This window comes from Rhizobium mongolense USDA 1844 (assembly GCF_000419765.1).
GTDB lineage: Bacteria > Pseudomonadota > Alphaproteobacteria > Rhizobiales > Rhizobiaceae > Rhizobium > Rhizobium mongolense.
Window position 1 is genome coordinate 1 of sequence record NZ_ATTQ01000044.1, and the last position, 19087, is coordinate 19087.

General features: G+C 57.6%; 20 protein-coding genes and 1 pseudogene. All 21 read left to right on the top strand.

Going from position 1 to position 19087, the window contains the following annotated elements:
- A partial coding sequence (locus A3C3_RS0135020) for a cation:dicarboxylate symporter family transporter (protein ID WP_028740264.1) occupies nt 1–672 on the top strand: 672 nt, incomplete at its 5' end.
- A 1141-nt stretch (nt 673–1813) separates the two neighbouring features.
- Nucleotides 1814–2205: pseudogene (locus A3C3_RS48830) on the top strand (cytochrome P450); the annotation flags it as partial.
- Complete coding sequence (locus tag A3C3_RS40435) at nt 2205–2648, top strand: NUDIX hydrolase (RefSeq protein WP_022719156.1); 444 nt, start codon at nt 2205–2207, stop codon at nt 2646–2648. The pseudogene A3C3_RS48830 and the gene A3C3_RS40435, both read left to right, overlap by 1 nt.
- 1101 nt (nt 2649–3749) lie before the next feature.
- Complete coding sequence (locus A3C3_RS40440; protein ID WP_084797129.1) at nt 3750–5057, top strand: cytochrome P450; 1308 nt, start codon at nt 3750–3752, stop codon at nt 5055–5057.
- Nucleotides 5058–5385: 328 nt separating this feature from the next.
- Entirely contained in the window at nt 5386–5754 is a 369-nt protein-coding gene (locus tag A3C3_RS40445; RefSeq protein WP_022719157.1) for a phasin family protein, read from the top strand.
- 234 nt (nt 5755–5988) lie between these two features.
- The gene (locus A3C3_RS40450; RefSeq protein ID WP_051154569.1) at nt 5989–6567 is read left to right on the top strand and encodes a nuclear transport factor 2 family protein; all 579 of its coding nucleotides are present in this window, start codon (nt 5989–5991) and stop codon (nt 6565–6567) included.
- Nucleotides 6568–6913: 346 nt separating this feature from the next.
- On the top strand, nt 6914–7267 hold the full coding sequence (locus tag A3C3_RS48835; RefSeq protein ID WP_376774959.1) for an SDR family NAD(P)-dependent oxidoreductase: 354 nt from the start codon (nt 6914–6916) through the stop codon (nt 7265–7267).
- Nucleotides 7150–7425, top strand: coding sequence for a hypothetical protein (locus tag A3C3_RS48840; protein ID WP_376774960.1), 276 nt, complete (start codon nt 7150–7152; stop codon nt 7423–7425). The genes A3C3_RS48835 and A3C3_RS48840 overlap by 118 nt, the downstream gene beginning before the upstream one ends.
- Nucleotides 7322–7555, top strand: a complete 234-nt coding sequence (locus A3C3_RS48845) for a hypothetical protein (protein ID WP_368364143.1) — start codon at nt 7322–7324, stop codon at nt 7553–7555. Before A3C3_RS48840 ends, A3C3_RS48845 begins: the two co-directional genes overlap by 104 nt.
- Nucleotides 7556–7987: 432 nt before the next feature.
- The gene (locus A3C3_RS0135065; RefSeq protein WP_022719162.1) at nt 7988–9043 is read left to right on the top strand and encodes an LLM class flavin-dependent oxidoreductase; all 1056 of its coding nucleotides are present in this window, start codon (nt 7988–7990) and stop codon (nt 9041–9043) included.
- An 896-nt stretch (nt 9044–9939) separates the two neighbouring features.
- Complete coding sequence (gene nifH, locus A3C3_RS0135070) at nt 9940–10833, top strand: nitrogenase iron protein (RefSeq protein ID WP_022719163.1); 894 nt, start codon at nt 9940–9942, stop codon at nt 10831–10833.
- Between the two features lie 104 nt (nt 10834–10937).
- On the top strand, nt 10938–12440 hold the full coding sequence (gene nifD, locus A3C3_RS0135075) for a nitrogenase molybdenum-iron protein alpha chain (protein ID WP_022719164.1): 1503 nt from the start codon (nt 10938–10940) through the stop codon (nt 12438–12440).
- Nucleotides 12441–12538: 98 nt separating this feature from the next.
- Entirely contained in the window at nt 12539–14080 is a 1542-nt protein-coding gene (gene nifK, locus A3C3_RS0135080; RefSeq protein ID WP_022719165.1) for a nitrogenase molybdenum-iron protein subunit beta, read from the top strand.
- Between the two features lie 55 nt (nt 14081–14135).
- The gene (gene nifE / locus A3C3_RS0135085) at nt 14136–15602 is read left to right on the top strand and encodes a nitrogenase iron-molybdenum cofactor biosynthesis protein NifE (RefSeq protein WP_022719166.1); all 1467 of its coding nucleotides are present in this window, start codon (nt 14136–14138) and stop codon (nt 15600–15602) included.
- Between the two features lie 9 nt (nt 15603–15611).
- Nucleotides 15612–16994, top strand: a complete 1383-nt coding sequence (gene nifN / locus A3C3_RS0135090; RefSeq protein ID WP_022719167.1) for a nitrogenase iron-molybdenum cofactor biosynthesis protein NifN — start codon at nt 15612–15614, stop codon at nt 16992–16994.
- A complete protein-coding gene (nifX, locus tag A3C3_RS0135095) occupies nt 16960–17457 on the top strand; it encodes a nitrogen fixation protein NifX (RefSeq protein WP_022719168.1) in 498 nt (165 codons plus the stop codon). The genes nifN and nifX overlap by 35 nt, the downstream gene beginning before the upstream one ends.
- Nucleotides 17458–17461: 4 nt before the next feature.
- Complete coding sequence (locus A3C3_RS0135100; protein WP_028740265.1) at nt 17462–17947, top strand: NifX-associated nitrogen fixation protein; 486 nt, start codon at nt 17462–17464, stop codon at nt 17945–17947.
- 26 nt (nt 17948–17973) lie between these two features.
- The gene (locus A3C3_RS0135105; protein ID WP_024318252.1) at nt 17974–18177 is read left to right on the top strand and encodes a CCE_0567 family metalloprotein; all 204 of its coding nucleotides are present in this window, start codon (nt 17974–17976) and stop codon (nt 18175–18177) included.
- Nucleotides 18174–18491 carry a ferredoxin III, nif-specific gene (gene fdxB, locus A3C3_RS0135110; protein WP_022719171.1) on the top strand — a complete coding sequence of 106 codons (318 nt, stop codon included), beginning with the start codon at nt 18174–18176 and terminating at the stop codon, nt 18489–18491. The genes A3C3_RS0135105 and fdxB overlap by 4 nt, the downstream gene beginning before the upstream one ends.
- A gap of 57 nt (nt 18492–18548) precedes the next feature.
- The gene (locus A3C3_RS48850) at nt 18549–18704 is read left to right on the top strand and encodes an exopolysaccharide production repressor protein (protein ID WP_425337566.1); all 156 of its coding nucleotides are present in this window, start codon (nt 18549–18551) and stop codon (nt 18702–18704) included.
- A gap of 76 nt (nt 18705–18780) precedes the next feature.
- The coding region (locus A3C3_RS0135120; RefSeq protein ID WP_028740235.1) for a transposase at nt 18781–19087 on the top strand (307 nt) is incomplete at its 3' end.

Sequence of the window (19087 nt, forward strand, 5' to 3'; positions counted from 1 at the left end):
ATCGGCAAATACGGCGTCGCCTCGATCGCCAACCTCGCCATGTTGATCGGCACCTTCTATCTCACCTCGTTCCTGTTCGTCTTCCTCGTGCTCGGTGCGGTGGCGCGCTATAACGGTTTCTCGATCGTCTCGCTCATCCGCTACATCAAGGAGGAACTGCTGCTGGTACTGGGCACCTCGTCCTCGGAAGCGGCTCTTCCGGGCCTCATGAACAAGATGGAGAAGGCGGGCTGCAAGCGTTCGGTCGTGGGTCTCGTCATCCCAACCGGCTTTTCCTTTAACCTCGACGGCACCAACATCTACATGACGCTTGCGGCGCTCTTCATCGCCCAGGCGACCGACACACCGCTCTCTCTCGGCGACCAGATCCTGCTGCTGCTCGTCGCCATGCTGAGCTCCAAGGGTGCCGCAGGTATCACCGGCGCCGGCTTCATCACGCTTGCCGCGACGCTCTCGGTCGTTCCGGCGGTGCCGGTCGCCGGCATGGCGCTGATCCTCGGCATCGACCGTTTCATGTCGGAATGTCGGGCAATTACCAATATTATCGGCAATGCAATTGCGACGCTCGTCGTGGCGAAGTGGGAAGGCGAGCTCGATCGAGCGCAGCTCTCGGCCGCGCTTGCCGGCGAGGTGCCGATCGAAGACATTCCGCCGGTGAAGCCGGCCAAGTAATGCCTCCCAGGGCCCGCACGGCAAGTGCGGTTTGGCGCGGTCTGGTTCTCCAGATCGCGCCCTTTTTCTACGCGACGATGGGCGCGCCTTTTGTGCAACGAGGTGCTCCCTTGCGTGGGATGACTCGTTCGCGGCGGCGGCTACAAGTTTTCTCATCGAAAGTTTTTCGATCGCAACAAGGGCGTTACAAGCACCCGCTAATGCCCGAATGAAACGCCAAGTAGCCAGCTATCGTGAGCTCCCATTGCTCGTGGCCCGTAGCCGATGCACTTCCGCTCGCGTCAAACCGCTTCGCTATATGGCCTCGGGTTCAACATCGTGCCGCGGACATCTTCCTTGGAGAAGTATTTCGGCCACCTATCTCCTGTCTTGCCCGTGGCGATTGGGCGCCGACTGGACGTTCGGGCGAAACGCTGGAGAGCAGTTATTTCAACTGGATTCGTTCTGTCGAACTCTGGCCGGCGAGGAGACGGTCGGCGCCATTTCCCTCGTATTGTGACCGATGACGGGCGCGCCGACCTCAAGGCAGTTGTGCAGCACATGGTGAAGCCACTGGAAGTCGCACCAAAAGGGCGGACTATAATTGCTGGCGGATTTCTCCTGACCGTCTTAGATTCGGTGTCCGCCCCGACTTCCTGCCGTCACCCGACATGGACGTATACCGGTCTTTTTTGTCGCATCTGCGACACAGTTCAGTTTCGTCTGCCTCTCGCCTTCCTAACGCTTAAACAGCTGAAAAGCAGTCATAAAAGCACCTCTTCGGCTTAATCAGTCAGATTGGCATGAGTTTTGAAGCTTTCCATCACAAGGCGGCGATCCACTTCAGGCCTGCAATGTGTCGTGGGTAAGCGGCGCGATGGAGCGAGGAAGGGAAAGACTTTGGAAAAGCATCACACTGCATGGAAGAAGAGAACATCATCGTCTCGCTCCATTTTGGAGTGCGATGCGATGCTGGTTCCGGCCCTCTCGAACCTGACCCCCCGTCGCCGTCGGCCGGCGCGTGATCGTGCATCTTTATCGCGCCATTCGAGTCTGAAAAAATGCCGCCCCTCGGCGAATTCGCTCGTCCTCTCTTCGCCGGACAGGCCGCAGCCCGCCGACAAGGCCAGCCGCCTTGCCGAATGTGAAAACGATCCACCTGATGAGTGGCAAGATAGAAGGAGAAAGCCGAGTGGACAGCGGTTCCATCCCAGATCATATCCCACCCAATTTGTGAGGGTCTGTTCACGTCGCCCGGCATGGCACCGGCTCCCAATGGAGACCTACGCGCAGCTGTTGCTTGCGTCCATGGAGGACTCACAACCTTTTGTTCTGGCGTGCCGGGTGATCACGCGCGCGCGAAACCAGCGCAAGGCGCTGCAGGACCTCGAGACCTCTTCCAGTCATCGCAGCATCTTCTCCCAAGCGCTCGGAGAAAGCTGGTCAATGATCCCGCTCGATATCGATCCACCGACCCATGGCATCTTTCTTACACTCCTAAATCCGCTGTTTTCGCCTAGGCGAGTGCGCGACTTGCTCCCCATGCGGAGGCAATGATGCATGGGGAGGCTGTCATTCAGGTCGGTGCAATCTGCTTTCGGGCCAATCCTGACGGGATCCTCGAAGTTCTCCTGATCACGACACGCGAAACCGGCCGCTGGACCATTCCGAAGGGATGGCCGATCAGGGGATTGCAGCCGCATGAAGTTGCGGAACGTGAAGCGTGGGAAGAAGCCGGCATAAAAGGCAAAGCCAAAAAGAAGCCATACGGGTACTTCGCATATCTGAAACGGCTTAGAAACGACCGCTCCATTCAGTGCGTCGTGGAAGTCCATCTCCTGAAGGTCAAGAAGGTCAGACCCACGTTTCCGGAGTGTCGAGAACGCGTGCTAGCCTGGCTCCCACCGACCGAGGCATCTTCACAGGTTCCTGAACCGGAGCTGAAGTGTCTCATTGCCGGATTGAACGCCAAATTCAAGCTTCGGGCGGGAAAATGAAATCGCCGGCGGGCGATGGTGAACAAGCCGGCAATTTGCGTCCGTTTTCGAGAAACCAGGGCGTCAGCCCGACACGATCAGCAGTTCAGAGTGCGACCATCTTCTCGAACCTGCGCCGGACCCATCGGCTGCTTGTGGTGACGTCTCCTGGATTCTAGGCTTTGAGCGCCTTGAATAAGCGCCAGACGAGGGCGCGGGTCGGCGCGACAAGCGCACCTCTTTCGGCTTTGCTGGCAGCAGCTTTTGTAGCAGTCGCTCGGCATAGATCCAACACAATGCGTGGATGGTGATCGGAACTGGCCGGCATCGTCGGAGATGAGACGATGGCGGATGGCGCCCATATGGCCGCTTCGCCTAGAAGGCGCACGAGCTGCCGATCGAAATATCGATGCTATTCTCGGCCAATGCTCCAGGAAGACAACTGGGTATGGAATATGGCGGGTGAATTGCTTTTCAGCTTTGCGATGATCGCTTGCTTGGCGACGTGCGCTTTCAGCCAATTCATCGCTCGGTCGTTGAGGACACAATCCTGATGCCCCCAGCAGGATCGACAGGAAATTGGGCCGTGATTTCGATAGGTGCGGACGTTCGAAAAGCAGCAAGCCGCCTATGCAAGGCAGCGCCATTCTGCATGTCGGGCTTGTCCGGCGCCCTTCATCACGGTCGACGATAACGGTGCCCGCCACAATCGGCGCAGCGACTTCACCACCCATCGCTCAGCATGCGGATCACACGCCTTTTTGCGATCTCCAAACCTCTGGGCAACGCGGCAAGAATGAGACACCCAACACAGTACTTCCTTGAAACGCACCCAATGGCCCGACAGCGGTCTCAGCTGACGTCATCAGACACCTTCAGTCGGTTTGTCGGAGCCGCGACACAGCTTGTTTCGCAACTTCTTGGTCATCCTAAGGCTAAATGACTGAAATTTCGCATTAAATCACTCCTCGTCTTGATCAGCCAGATTGGCATGAGATTTGAAGCTCTTCCCTCGCGATGGACCTGCCTGCTGGGGTCCTGCGCTTGTGTCGTGATACCTGTGTTGCCGACTGGGAAGACCCGCGAAGCTGATGAGTGGTTGGATAGAAGGAGAAAAACAGAGTGGCGAGCAATCCCATTCCAGATCATGTTCCATCCGAGTTGGTGAGAGACTTCAGTCTGTTCACGTCGCCTGGCATGGCACCAACACCGAACGGAGACCCGCACGCAGCTGTTGCTCGCGTCCATGGAGAGCCCCGTATTTTTTATTCCCCCTTTAACACACGCGATGGACGGGGTACCTGGGTGATCACGCGCGCTCGAGACCAGCGCAAGGTGCTAGAGGATCTCGATACCTTTTCCAGTCATCGCAGCATCTTCTCCTCCGCACTCGGCGAAAACTGGCCAATGATCCCGCTCGAGCTCGATCCACCGGCCCATGGCATCTTTCGTGCACTCCTAAATCCGCTGTTCTCGTCTGGACGAGTGATGGCGTTGGAGCGGACTGTCCGTAGGCAAGCGAGGGCGCTGATCAACCGGATCGCCCGAATGAGGACCAGCTGTGACGTCATGAAGGATTTTGCCATTCCATTCACAGTGGACGTCTTCCTTGGCTTTCTGGGGCTCTCGAATAGCCGAACCGAGATTCTTATTCGCTGGGTAAGCGATTTGCTCCACGGCAATGGAGTTAAGCGAACGGAAGCGGCTCAATCGATCGTGAAGTTCATTGACGAAGTTGCAGCGATGCGCCGCAAGCAACCAGCTGCCGATTTCATGACGTTCGTCGTGCAGGCGCAGATCGAGGGCCGCTCCCTGACAAAGGCGGAAGTCCGGGGCATCGGCGTACTTTTCTTGGTTGCGGGACTCGACACGGTCGCTGCCGCGATAAGCTTTGACCTAGCCTATCTCGCACGCAATCCAAGGGACCAGAACTTGCTGCGGAGAGAGCCCAACCGGATCGCGCTCGCGGTTGAAGAATTGTTGCGCGCCTATTCAACCGTTCAGATCATTCGCGTAGCCACGAAAGATGTCGACTTTGAAGGTGTGCCGATCCGTAAGGGAGACTACGTTTCATGCGCCACGATGATTGCTAACCGTGACCCCGTCGAATTTAAGTGCCCTGACACGATCGACCTGACACGACAGGACAACCGCCACATAGCGTTTGGCTATGGTCCTCATCTTTGCCTGGGAGCAAATCTTGCGCGGCGAGAGATTGCCATAGGGATCCACGAATGGCTGGCGCGGATCCCCACCTTTCGGATCAAGGAAGGTACGGCGCCGATCACCCACGGCGGCCATGTATTCGGGGTTGAAAATTTGATTCTGACCTGGTCCCGGCCGACTCGACCGGAGCCGGTAGAGAGAAACGAAGAGCCATCGCACTCGCCAACCGTCGGCATTCCTTCTGCGTCAAGCCACGGCATGTGATGTGCTAAACGGAACGAAGTTTCGTATAAGGTCCGGGGGAGCGTAGCCGTTTTAAACGAGAGCGCTGACAATTTTGTCGGCTTTGTCGCATCCACAACGCAGCCTTCTTTGGTCGAATCTTTGCCTTTATCTAAGGCTAGATAGCTGAAAAGAAAACATAAAATCTTTTTTAGCGCCGTCAGCCGAACTGGCATGAGTCTTGAACCTCCTTAAAGGCGCCGGTGGCCCGGCTAGCATTCACGTCGATGGGCAACCGCGATCGCTGGAGAGCGTAAACTGGTCGTGATGCGAAATGCACGGACAAAACCATTGTCTACGGAGGAATGAAATGACGAGGATCGCAGAAAAGCCTTTTGAAGCTGTCGAAAAACCACCCTTAGACCGCGCCAGAGCGACCGATTGCGGAGGCGAGCAGCTGGCGCCGGTTCTTGACGCCCAGAAAATGTTCAAGCCCATCATCGAGACCACTATCAGGATCGGTAACCCACTGTCGCCGATTGCTGCACTGCAGGCCAACGTCTCCGCCAAATTTTCGCATCTACAAGCACCGATTGGGGCGACGTCGTCGTCCGAAGTGGTCGAACGGCAGTCGGCCGTCCTGCGCAAGCGCGTCGACATGGCTATTGAGCAGACCAGGAAACTCCAGGCGCTGAACCAATTTGGCCGTCGTTCGGGGCAAAAAAGGTCGGACCGATGATGTATGGCGCACTATTCGTATCGGGGCTGGTGGCCTGTGTAATGATGATCCTCGTGATCGGGCACGAAGCGAAAAAGACGGATAACGGTGCCCCGCAATCCGCCGTCTATGGCCATCAGAGCTAGGTTGCCGGGCTTTAAGTTTACGCCGACGCCAAAAATACGAAACCTTGGCTGCGCAGGTGAAGGCATGAAAACGCCAATTCCAACCTCAGAACCCCAAATGAATGAGCCGATGGACCAAGCAAGCATAACCGAACTACTCGACCGCGAGGCGATCCGCGACTGCCTCTATCGGTATTGCCGCGGGATCGACCGGGCGGATGAGGCCGCGCTGCGGAGTGCGTACTGGCCGGATGCGCATGACAATCATGGTGCCTATACCGGCTCGGCCGAGGGCTTCATCCGACTTGCGCTAGGTATCTTCAAGACCGGACCGCGTAATGTCCATCAGATAGCGAATATACTGATCGAATTCTCCGGCCCGTCAGAGGCAGCAGTCGAGAGCTATTTCATGGCGCTGCAACGCGGGCCGGACACGGCCGGTGAGATATGCCAGATGCTCCTGTGCGGCCGCTACTGTGATCTGTTTCACAAGAGGGAAGGGGAGTGGCGCATCGCCGAACGAACCGTGATCTACGATTGGTTTGAGCAACAGAGCCCACCTGCGCCTCCAGAATGCGAAAGGTTTGGATCGCGGCAGCCGATTGGAGCGCCTCATCCGAATGATCCAGTTTATGCGCTTTTGAAGGGCATCAAACCTTCGAAAAATCACCTGGAGAACCGGACCGGCATCGGAGGCGAAGGACTATGATTAATCTGCGACACCCAGCGTTCCCTGCTGCCGACGTCTGCTCGGTGAAGATGCGCTTAAATGGTCGTCTGTTCAGGGTCATGACCCCGCCAGCCACGTGTTCAGGCATCGAGAGCCCGATGCTGGCGCAGCAACTACGAGATCCCGACGATGTCCCACCTCAAATCGAGCCACGCCATCGCCGACAATATCTTGCCGAGAGGACGGCCGGTGTTTTGCCCTACAAGTGCAGACTCATCCCCAAGGGTGGCGTTGGAACGCAGCGGATCTGCATAAAGCAGAATCCGGCGTCGCCTGCTAGTGCTGGTCTGCCGAGACAGATCACTCCTCGCCGAGAGGACTTCTCGTGAAACAGCTAGGACGCGTCGTCGTGGTTACAGGTGCTGCAGGCGGGATTGGCCGTGCGCTTGTCGATATTTTTGCCACGGGTGGAGACACTGTCGTCGCGGTCGACATTCCGGACAGCGGCGTGCTTGAAATGAGCCGCCAGCTCGGCCATCCGCATCTCGGTCTTGAGTGCGACGTCTCTCGCAAGCAGACATCCTCTCTCTTTACAGCCATATTGAAAAGCGGTTCTCGCACATTGGAGAGCTTGTCAACAATGCGGCTGTGGGGCCTGATCTTGCTGCGACAGTTGACACTTGTGCCGAAGATTTTCAACTCGCGCTGGAGATACACCTCATTGGACCTTACATCATAGCGCGCGAAACGGGGCGGCGGATGAAGCCTAGAGCAGTCATCGTAAACGTGCGCAATGGCATGCGCATGGGCGTCACGCGGCATCCGCGTGACGGCGATAGCGCCCGGTTACGTGCGCACTCCGATGATCGCGGAGTTAGAACGCGTGGGCAAAATTGATCTCGCGAAGTCAGGGGCCGCGTACCAATGGGGCGCATGGCTCGGCCCGACGAGGTCGCTCGGGCGGTTCGTCTTTTGGTTAGTGCGCAGGCAGTGTACATCGCCTGATCGACGCTGGTCGGCGGCTTGACCACGTCCAGCGCGCGGACGCGCCAGCAGTGATCTGAGATGCGTGAGTACCGGGAATTGCCCAGGCGACCGGTCGCGCCCGTCAAGCTCCCGCTCACGTGGCTTGCGACGTGGCCTGATCGAGACGGAACGTCTCATTGGATCAGCTTCAGCCTTCCACGCGGCGGCTGACGGTGAATGGCAATAGCGGCTTGCGGCGAGGTGGTCGACTACTCCACCATCAAAGCGGGATCGACCCCGCGGCCGCCAAGAGCTGCGCGCATCATCTGATCTTCCCCACCGCGAACAAGAACCGAAGGACGAAAAACAACTGGCTAGCGGAAGGAAGAGACTTAGCCGATCGGCGCCAATGCCGGTCAAAACACAACCGAACTCAAGGAAAAACCCCGAATGGCGGCGTTTTCCCCTTGAATTCTTTCATTGGAGAAGATTCATGGAATTCGCAACATTCATGCTGGCCACTCAGCGCGGTTACCATCAATCGTCCGATAGCGTCATCCACGACGCCATTGAACAGACCATCCTTTCGGAGCAGGCCGGCTTCAATACCGCCTGGTTCGCGGAACACCACTTCAACAATTACTGCCTAGTTCCGTCGCCCTTGATGATGGTCGCTCATTGCGCCGGTGTGACCACCACCATTCGCCTCGGCACTGCTGTCTGCGTGCTTCCGCTTTATCAGCCGCAGCGCCTGCTCGCCGAGATCGGCTTCGCCGATGTGGTTGCAAGCGGCCGCCTCGAGCTCGGTGTTGGCTCAGGGTATCAGCAGTTCGAATTCGAGCGCTTCGGCGTCAACATCGATGAGGCGCCGGCCATATTTTCGGAATACCTGGACATCTTGCTCAAAGGTCTCAATCAAAATGTCTTCTCGCACAACGGCCACTTCATGCAGCTACCCCCTACGGCGATATCGGTCCGCACCATTCAAAAGCCCGCCCCGCCGATCTGGATCGCAACTGCGTCTACGCGTAGCATGCGCCGAGCTTATCGTGAGGGACATAATCTTTTCGTAACCGCGTTACACGACGGTTTGGAGATTTTGGGCGCGGTGCGGGGAACCATTCAGAAGGCGGCAGCTTCCGAGGGCAAGAGCCCTAGCGACGCCAAGGTATCGCTGCTGCGCTGCTGTTACGCCAGCGATGATGGAGCGGAGATCGACCGGTATCTCGACAACGCCCGTTTCCAGCGCCGGCTATCCGAAGCGCTGTATCAGCGTCGCCAGCAGAGCCAGGATGGCTATATGCTGCAGGCAACGCCGACGCAGCAGGATCTGTCTTTCGAGACTATGCTCCACAACTTGCCGATCGGCAGCATAAACCGAGTAATTGATCGCCTCCTGCAAGAAATCGAAGTCCTGAAGCCGGACCAGATTGCCATTCAGACTCAGTTGGGAGACCTCGACCAGAATACAATGCTGCGTCAGATAGAGCTCTGGGGAGAAAAGATCATCCCAGCAGTCAACAAATCGCTTGGTCATCTGGAGGTTTGAGGCACTACGGTTCGTCTGCTTGATTATTTCAAGCGCCGCGCATGCGCGATAGGGGCCTCCGCAAACCGACACAATGGCGTTGCGGGCGCACAATGACGCTGGGCATATGGTGTAGCTAACGCCGATGTCACAGCGCATGCTGGATTATCGTCAAGAGCCGATGGGAGACAGCGTTATCGGGCGGATGGTCGGGTAATTCGTCGCGTCCGGCTTCGCGCTAGGTCCTCGTCCGGGTCGAATGGTCGATGTACGCGCGGCGAGGTCTCTGCTTGGGCAATCACAATCAATCCAAACTGGCCATCGGTCCCTGCGACCGGTCACCTGCGCGACCTGAAAAAAGGACTGTCTCCGCCAATTTCCTGCAATTGTACACTGAAGTACCGGTGACTGTTTAAAAACCTACTCGTCACATCCCAAACACTACCGGACGTAATATCGTGACGCTTGAGAGGTGAAGCCGCGCGCAATCCGCTATAGCCGTCGAGCTTTCCAGTCCCACTGCCTAAAACCGTGACACCACAGGCCATTGAGGCTCGGTGTAGCAAATAGGTTTTTCGGAACTGCTGTCTGGCATACTACATTTGAACCAAACCGAGCACTTCAATCTGAGAGGGCTTGCGCCCTAGACCAGCACAAACTCGTCGCCGTTCTGACTTGTGATAACCAACTCATGACACCGTCGTAACCTTTGTCGGGTCCGCGACAAGGCTTTATTTCCTTAAGCGGCGCCCCTTTGCCGTCTAAATAGCTGGAATAGCAGCAAATATTTTTTGTCCACCTCAATCTAGCTGCTTGGCACGACTCTTGAAACACTTCAGGCGAGGCGGCGGAAGCTGCCGGCGGCATCCACGTTGCGGGACAACCGCATTGGTTCAAACAAGTGAAGGAAAGAAAGCATGGCAGCTCTGCGTCAGATCGCATTCTATGGGAAGGGTGGCATTGGCAAGTCCACCACCTCCCAAAACACGCTCGCCGCCCTTGTTGACCTCGGGCAGAAGATCCTCATCGTGGGCTGCGACCCTAAGGCCGATTCCACCCGCCTGATCCTGAACTCGAAGGCGCAGGATACGGTTCTGCATCTCGCGGCAACGGAAGGTTCGGTTGAAGACCTTGAACTCGGGGACGTGCTCAAGGCTGGCTACAAAGGTATCAAATGCGTGGAGTCTGGCGGCCCGGAGCCCGGCGTCGGCTGCGCCGGACGCGGCGTAATTACATCAATCAACTTTCTGGAAGAGAACGGCGCCTACGACGACGTCGACTACGTCTCCTACGACGTGCTCGGCGACGTAGTGTGCGGCGGCTTCGCGATGCCGATCCGTGAAAACAAGGCCCAGGAAATCTACATCGTCATGTCCGGTGAGATGATGGCACTCTATGCCGCCAACAATATCGCCAGGGGTATTCTGAAATATGCCACCGCCGGCAGCGTACGTCTGGGCGGCCTGATTTGTAACGAGCGTCAGACCGACCGCGAGCTCGACCTCGCTGAAGCGCTGGCTGCCAAGCTCAATTCCAAGCTCATTCACTTCGTGCCGCGCGACAACATCGTCCAGCACGCCGAGCTCAGAAAGATGACGGTGATTCAATATGCGCCGGACTCCCAGCAGGCGGCGGAGTATCGCGCGCTGGCCGAAAAGATCCATGCAAATTCGGGCCAAGGTACCATCCCGACTCCCATCACCATGGAGGAACTTGAGGACATGCTGCTCGACTTCGGCATCATGAAGACCGACGAGCAGATGCTTGCCGAACTTCAGGCCAAGGAAGCGAAGGCGGCAGCCTGCCAGTAACCGAGGCTGCAGACAAGGGGCACGCAGCTGAACGCCGCGCGCCATTCGACGAACGATGCCTCGTTGCTGAGGCGTCATCCGAACCTTCAAAGGGGGCAGGCCCAATGAATCTCGACTACGAGAATGACAGTGCTTTCCATGCGAAGCTTATCGAGGAAGTGCTGTCGCAGTATCCAGCCAAGGCGGCTAAGCGCCGCAATAAGCACCTCAGTGTCGCGACGGGCAGAGAGGGAGCCGGCGAGGACGTAAACGCCGTTTCCGAATGCGACGTAAAGTCGAACATCAAGTCCATTCCGGGCGTGATGACGATCCGCGGCTGCGCCTATGCCGGCTCAAAAGGTGTCGTTTGGGGTCCGATCAAGGATATGGTCCACATCTCGCATGGTCCGGTTGGCTGTGGTCAATATTCCTGGTCACAGCGCCGCAACTACTACGTCGGGCTGACAGGCATCGACACTTTCGTGACGATGCAGTTCACCTCCGACTTCCAGGAGAAGGACATCGTTTTCGGTGGCGACAAAAAGCTGGAAAAGGTCATCGACGAGATCGAGGAACTGTTTCCACTCAATAACGGCGTTACCTTGCAGTCCGAATGCCCGATCGGTCTGATTGGCGACGACATCGAGGCTGTATCCCGAAAGAAGGCCAAGGAGCACGATAAAACGATTGTGCCCGTGCGTTGCGAGGGCTTTCGTGGTGTGTCGCAATCGCTCGGCCACCACATCGCCAACGATGCGATCCGCGATTGGGTCTTCGACAAGAAGGACGTGGAATTCGAGTCCGGTCCCTACGACGTTAATGTGATAGGCGACTACAACATCGGCGGCGATGCCTGGGCCTCGCGCATCCTGCTTGAGGAGATCGGGCTGCGCGTGGTCGGCAACTGGTCTGGGGACGCAACGCTCGCAGAAGTAGAGCGTGCGCCGAAGGCCAAGCTCAACCTCATCCACTGCTACCGGTCGATGAATTACATCTGTCGGCACATGGAGGAAACGTACGGCATCCCCTGGATGGAGTACAATTTTTTCGGCCCATCCCAGATCGAAGCCTCTTTACGCAACATAGCCAAGCATTTCGGACCAGACATCGAGGGCAAGACCGAGAAGGTCATCGCCAAGTACAAGCCCTTCGTCGAGGCTGTGACCAACAAGTACCGGCCTCGCCTCGAGGGCAAGAGGGTGATGCTTTACGTCGGCGGATTGCGCCCCCGTCACGTCATCACGGCCTACGAGGACCTCGGCATGGAGATCGTCGGCACCGGCTACGAATTCGCCCACAGCGACGACTATCAGCGCACCGGTCATTACATCAAGAAAGGCACGCTGATCTACGACGATGTGACCGGTTACGAACTGGAGAAGTTTATCGAGGGGATTCGGCCCGATCTCGTCGGCTCCGGCATCAAAGAGAAATACCCGGTACAGAAGATGGGCATCCCGTTCCGTCAGATGCACTCTTGGGATTATTCCGGCCCGTATCACGGCTATGACGGTTTCGCCATTTTCGCCCGCGACATGGATCTGGCCATCAACAATCCGGTCTGGGGCCTCTACGACGCGCCCTGGAAAAAAACGACGGCGCCCGCGGCGGCAGTTGCAGCCGAATGAGCTAAATGTCTCGCGGACAAGGACCGCGGGAGACCTGAAACGTCTCAAAGGTCTCTGTGCCGCCGTAAGTCGCGGCCAGATGGAAAGAGGTGACCACTATGCCGCAATCGGCCGACAAAGTTCTCGACCATGCTCCCCTGTTCCGCGAGCCGGAATACAGGCAAATGTTTACCGAGAAGAAGCTAAACTTCGAATGTCCACACCCGGATCAGATCGTTACTGATCAACGCGAATTCACCAAGAGCTGGGAATATCGCGCAAAAAACCTGGCCCGCGAAGCGCTTGTCGTGAACCCCGCGAAGGCATGCCAGCCGCTCGGAGCGGTTTTCGCAGCGGCTGGATTTGAGCGGACGATGTCGTTTGTCCATGGCAGTCAGGGTTGCGTTGCCTATTACCGATCGCACCTGTCGCGACATTTCAAGGAACCGTCATCCGCGGTATCGTCGTCCATGACAGAAGACGCGGCTGTATTTGGCGGCTTGAAGAATATGGTCGACGGGCTCGCCAATACCTATAAGCTCTACGACCCGAAGATGATCGCGGTCTCGACCACCTGTATGGCAGAGGTCATCGGCGACGACCTGCACGGCTTTATTGAAAACGCCAAGAACGAAGGTTCCGTCCCGCGTGACTTCGACGTGCCCTTCGCCCACACGCCGGCCTTCGTCGGCAGCCATGTCGATGGGTACGATAGCATGGTGAAAGGGGTGCTGGAGCATTTCTGGAAGGGCACGAAGCGCACCGAAGTCGCTGCGTGTGTAAACATCATTCCTGGCTTCGACGGGTTCTGCGTTGGCAACAATCGCGAGTTGAAACGTCTGCTCAACCTGATGCGGGTAACCTACGTGTTCATCCAGGACGCCGCCGACCAGTTCGATACGCCTTCCGACGGTGAGTTTCGCATGTATGACGGAGGCACCAAGATCGAGGACGTGAAAGCGGCGCTGAATGCCGAGGCAACAGTGTCGCTGCAGCACTACAATACTCGCAAGACGCTGGAATATTGCAAAGAGGTCGGACAGGCGACGGCCTCATTCCACTATCCGCTCGGCGTCAAGGCGACCGACGAATTCCTGATGAAAATTTCGGAGATTTCCAGGAGGGAAATCCCCGAGCCAATCCGGCTGGAGCGTGGCCGACTGGTCGACGCAATGGCAGACAGCCAGTCCTGGCTGCACGGCAAGAAATACGCGATCTACGGCGACCCGGACTTCGTCTACGCCATGGCGCGCTTCATCATGGAGACCGGTGGCGAGCCAACGCATTGCCTCGCCACCAACGGCACCCCAGCCTGGGAAGCCGAGATGAAGGAACTGCTCGTATCTTCGCCCTTCGGCAAGAATGCACAGGTGTGGGCCGGCAAGGATCTCTGGGCAATGCGATCACTTCTGTTCACCGAGCCGGTGGACCTGCTGATCGGCAATTCCTATGGCAAGTATCTTGAGCGTGACACCGGCACGCCACTGATCCGGCTGACGTTTCCGATCTTCGACCGGCACCATCACCATCGGTTTCCCCTCATGGGCTACCAAGGCGGGCTGCATGTCTTGACGACCATCCTCGACAAGATCTTTGACAAGCTCGATCGCGAGACGATGCAGCCGGGAGTGACGGACTACTCTTATGACCTCACTCGCTAAGAGCGGCGGCCGGCCTAGGCCGGCCATCTCTCCGCCGAACTTGAAGGCCAGCGCAATGCCCTCGCTCGACGTCAAAATCCAAGAAGCCTTCGACGAGCCTGCCTGCGCGAGAAATCGCAGCAAGGAGCCCAAGGCGCGCAAAAAGGGCTGTTCGAAGCCGTTGACCCCAGGAGCGGCAGCCGGCGGCTGCGCTTTCGACGGCGCCAAAGTCGTGCTGCAGCCGATCACCGACGTCGCGCATCTAATTCACGCGCCGCTCGCCTGCGAAGGCAATTCCTGGGACAATCGCGGCGCTGCGTCGTCAGGTTCCATGCTTTGGCGCACAAGCTTCACCACGGACCTTACGGAACTCGACATAGTGATGGGGCGCAGCGAGCGGAAGCTCTTCAAAGCGATCCGCGAGATCAAGGAGGGATATGCGCCGGCGGCAATCTTCGTCTATGCAACCTGCGTTACGGCGATGATCGGTGACGACATCGAGGCGGTTTGCAAGCGCGCGGCGGAAATGTTCGCCATACCGGTGGTGCCGGTCAATGCGCCGGGCTTCGTCGGTTCGAAGAACCTCGGCAACAAGCTCGCCGGCGAGGCGTTACTCGACCATGTCATAGGCACGGTGGAGCCCGATGAAGAAGGCCCTCACGACATCAATATCCTTGGCGAATTCAACCTTTCCGGCGAATTCTGGCTAGTGAAGCCGCTCTTGGATAGGCTTGGTATCCGTGTCCGCGCCTGTATTCCGGGCGACGCCCGCTATGTGCAGGTTGCCTCGGCCCACCGCGCACGTGCAGCTATGATGGTGTGCTCGACCGCTCTCATCAATCTCGCTCGCAAGATGGAGGAGCGCTGGGACATCCCCTTTTTCGAAGGCTCCTTCTACGGCATTTCTTCCACCTCGGAAGCGCTCCGGCAGATCGCTGAACTGCTCGTAAAGAAAGGTGCCGACTCCGAGCTTCTCAATCGCACGGAAGCGCTTGTTGCGGAAGAAGAGGAAAGGGCGTGGAAGAGGCTGGAAGTCTACCGGCCTCGACTTCAGGGCAAGCGCGTGCTTCTCAACACCGGGGGTGTGAAATCCTGGTCGGTCGTCCATGCGCTGATGGAGATCGGCATGGAGATCGTCGGCACATCGGTCAAGAAATCGACGGTCGATGATAAAGAGCGAATCAAGCAGATTCTGAAGGACGAAAACCACCTGTACGAGTCGATGGCACCGCGCGAGCTCTACTCGATTTTATCCGAGCACAAGGCTGACATCATGCTGTCGGGCGGTCGCACCCAGTTTATCGCACTGAAGGCGAAAATGCCTTGGCTCGACATCAATCAGGAGCGCCATCACGCTTACGCCGGCTATGACGGCATGGTGCAGCTCGCACGCCAGATCGACCTGGCAATCCACAACCCGATCTGGGCGCAGGTGCGCGAACCCGCGCCATGGGAGCAGGCACTGCCCGCGGAGGAGAGGTTGGGAGAAGGAAGAGCAAGCGTGTTGAATTCGAACGGCGAGACCGCCGGTGATGACTGTTGAGGTACTATTATGGCCCACATTCTCCCCCAAACTAAATCGGCGGGGATTAATCCTCTGAAGTCGTCGCAGCCGCTGGGCGCGGCCTTCGCCTTTCTCGGCATTGACGGCGCAATGCCACTGTTCCACGGCAGCCAGGGGTGTGCCAGCTTTGCGCTGGTGCTGCTCGGGAGGCATTTCAAGGAAACGATCCCACTGCAGACGACGGCGATGGACGAAATCGCGACGATCATCGGCGGCCGGGATCGCCTCGAAGAGGCGATCCTCAATCTCAAAGCCCGCACAAGGCCCCGGTTGATCGGGATCTGCACGACGGCACTGGTCGAGACCCGCGACGAAGATGTCGCTGGGGACCTCGCCAACATCAAACGCAAGCGGGCGACAGAGCTCACAGGTACGGAACTGGTACTCGCCAGCACGCCGGACTTTGACGGTGCGATAGAGGAGGGTTGGTCCAAAGCTGTTACCGCTATGATCGAAGGGATTACGCGGCCTGGGACGCAGAAACGCGACCCGACGAAGGTCGTGATCTTGCCCGGCTGGAACATAACAGTCGCCGACATAGAGCATCTGCGCGAGACGGTCGAGAGCTTCGGGCTCACACCGGTAATCCTGCCAGACGTGTCGGGCGCGCTCGATGGCACCGTCCCCGACCACTGGGTCCCGACCACGTATGGCGGCACGAAAGTAGAGCACATTCGTGATCTCGGTGCGGCGATACAGTGCATCGCCATCGGAGAGCAGATGCGGCGACCGGCTGAAGCGTTGCAGCGGCTAACCGGCGTACCGTATGTGCTGTTCGAGTCGCTCACAGGCCTAAGGAACGCGGACCGGTTTATCTGGCTGCTTACAGCAATGTCGCGCAAACAAGCGCCGGCCAACGTCCGTCGCAGCCGCATGCAGTTGCAGGACGCCATGCTCGACGGACATTTCCATCTGGCCGGCAAGCAGATCGCAATCGCCTCCGAGCCGGATCAACTCTTTCAGTTCGCAGACTTTTTCACTGGTATGGGTGCGGAAATTACAGCCGCCGTCACCACGACCGGGACTTCAAAGACACTTCAAATAGTGCCGGCGGACACGGTCCAGGTCGGCGATCTCGGTGACCTGGAACGTCTCGCCGCGGGGGCCGATCTTCTCGTCACGCACTCGCACGGCCGGCAAGCTGCAAAGCGCCTCGGCATTCCGCTAATTCGTGTTGGTTTCCCTGTCTTCGACCGCCTAGGCAGCCAGCACAAGCTTACAATCCTGTATCAGGGGACGCGCGACATGATCTACGAGGTTGTCAACATCGTTCAGGCTAACCAACACCCGCCGACGTCGGGCGCACTTGATCCAACCTGTAGCCGGGAAATGCAAAATGAGCTCAACTCGTCGTCTCTCGCTCGTCAATGACGGGTTTCAGATAAAGCGGCCAGAACGGCAGGCAGGCGCATTGCGAGTGGCAATCGCCACTCAAGACATGAAAGGACTGAACGCGCATTTCGGGTCGGCTAAACGATTTGCCATCTACGACGTGACGCCCGACGCGTGGAGTTTCGTGGAAGCGGTAGCGTTCGATGACGTTTCCGATGAGAGCGGAACGCATAGAGCCGAAGGTGAAGACCGCATCGCTCCGAAGGTGGCAGCGTTGAAAGGCTGCCAGCTCTTATTTTGTCTCGCTATTGGCGGCCCTTCGGCAGCCAAGGTTATTGCGGCAAAGATCCATCCAATCAAGGTGCCGGAGCCTGAATCCATCGACGCTGTGCTGGCGCGCATTCAAACAATGCTCAGGACGGCTCCTCCACCTTGGCTTCGCAAGGTGCTAGCGGAAGCCGGCGCCGTCGGAAAGAAAGCCAGCTTCGAAGACGAGGACTGAAATGATGACAACGTTATCTGATCCTGCGGTTACTCCTACCGTCAATGACGACAAGATCTTCGGCACCCCGTTTATTAAATGCCTCGTGCGGCTGATCCGCGCTGAAGATTTATACGGGCTGTGGAGGGACAAGTGCGACGCCGAACTGCTGGCCAACTTCACCGTCACGTATGAGCAGCGCCGAGCGATCCCGATCATCGGAGATCCCGACCCACTTGTCCTATGGAGGCTCAATACCTTTTACGCCGCCGTCGGCATGGCGATCGAGGAGCGCTCGGAACTACTGGTGTCGCGGACGATGGAACTCAGCCAGGAGGGCTTCGGGCGAGTGCTGTTTACGACCAAGCGGCTGGTCCTGCTATCGACGACCCTACGCAACGTTCACCGGTTCGGCTTCAATACGCTTCGCAAATGCGCCAAGACAGGTACGAAGCTAGTCAGCGACGCGGTCGCAGTCGTGGACGCTTATCCGGACGTGGCGCGGGCTTGATGGAAACGGTGTTCGAGAAAGAGACCATGTCAGAACTTCAAGAATTGAAGAAAAGGGTGCGGAAGCTGCAGTCGCGTGCTGGGAATGCGAAGATGGAATTGCACGATCTCGCCGAAGACCTTCCAGTCAATTGGTCCGAAATCATGGCAGTCGCGAAGAAAACTTTTCAGGCCTTTGTTGAGTTGGACGCTGCAAAAAGAGAACTCGCTGCATTGGAGAATCCAACATGACAAGCTCATGCGTGACCCGCGACGGGACCAAATGGATGCCGGAGTATCTAACTTCCATCGATCAACTGATGTGCATTGGCTGCGGCCGCTGCTTCAAGGTCTGCTCACGGGAGGTCATGCATCCTCACGGTATCGACGATGCAGGTGAAATTCTCGGTGTCTGCAATGGCGAGGAAGACGACTTCGATGGCGAGCTCAATCGAGTGATCATGGTCGTGGATTTTCCCGGCCGCTGTATCGGATGCGGGGCCTGCGCCCGCGTCTGTCCAAAAAACTGCCAAACTCACATCGCGAGCGGCACGATTGCCGAATGAGCGAAGAAGGAGAATGTAATGCGCTTCGGAGTCTTTCACCGCATCCTATGGCTGCTCATGTGCACTAACGCTCTCGTGGTCTATTGCGTCTCCCAATCGGTGCGCAGAACGATTGTCACGACACTGGCTGTCTCGTTTCTTCTTCAGCTAGCCTATTTCGGAAGTCTGCTTTTCCTGGTTTGGCGGGCTGGCTGTGATCGCAGGACCGTGTAAAGGGGCGTTGTTGCGTGGATCACCCGGCGACTGATATTGAGCGGTGGTTTTCAGTCTCCTGATCCGGATTTCGACGATGCCGCACAAGTTCAATGCCGATCGGCGGGACAAGATTGCCAAGCAGAAATATCAAGTGACGAATTGGCCGGCATATAATGAAAGCCTGCGTCAACGTGGTGATTTGACCATCTGGGTGAAGGATGAGGCCCTGTCTTTATGGACGGCGCGGAGGCGGACATCGCGGGGTGGTCAGCCGAAATACTCGGATCTGGCGATTACGTTGTGCTTGACCCTGCGCGTCGTCTACGGGCTGGCGCTACGCCAGACCCAAGGCTTGATGCGCAGTGTCGCGGCGCTGATGGGGTTCGATATTGCCGTGCCTG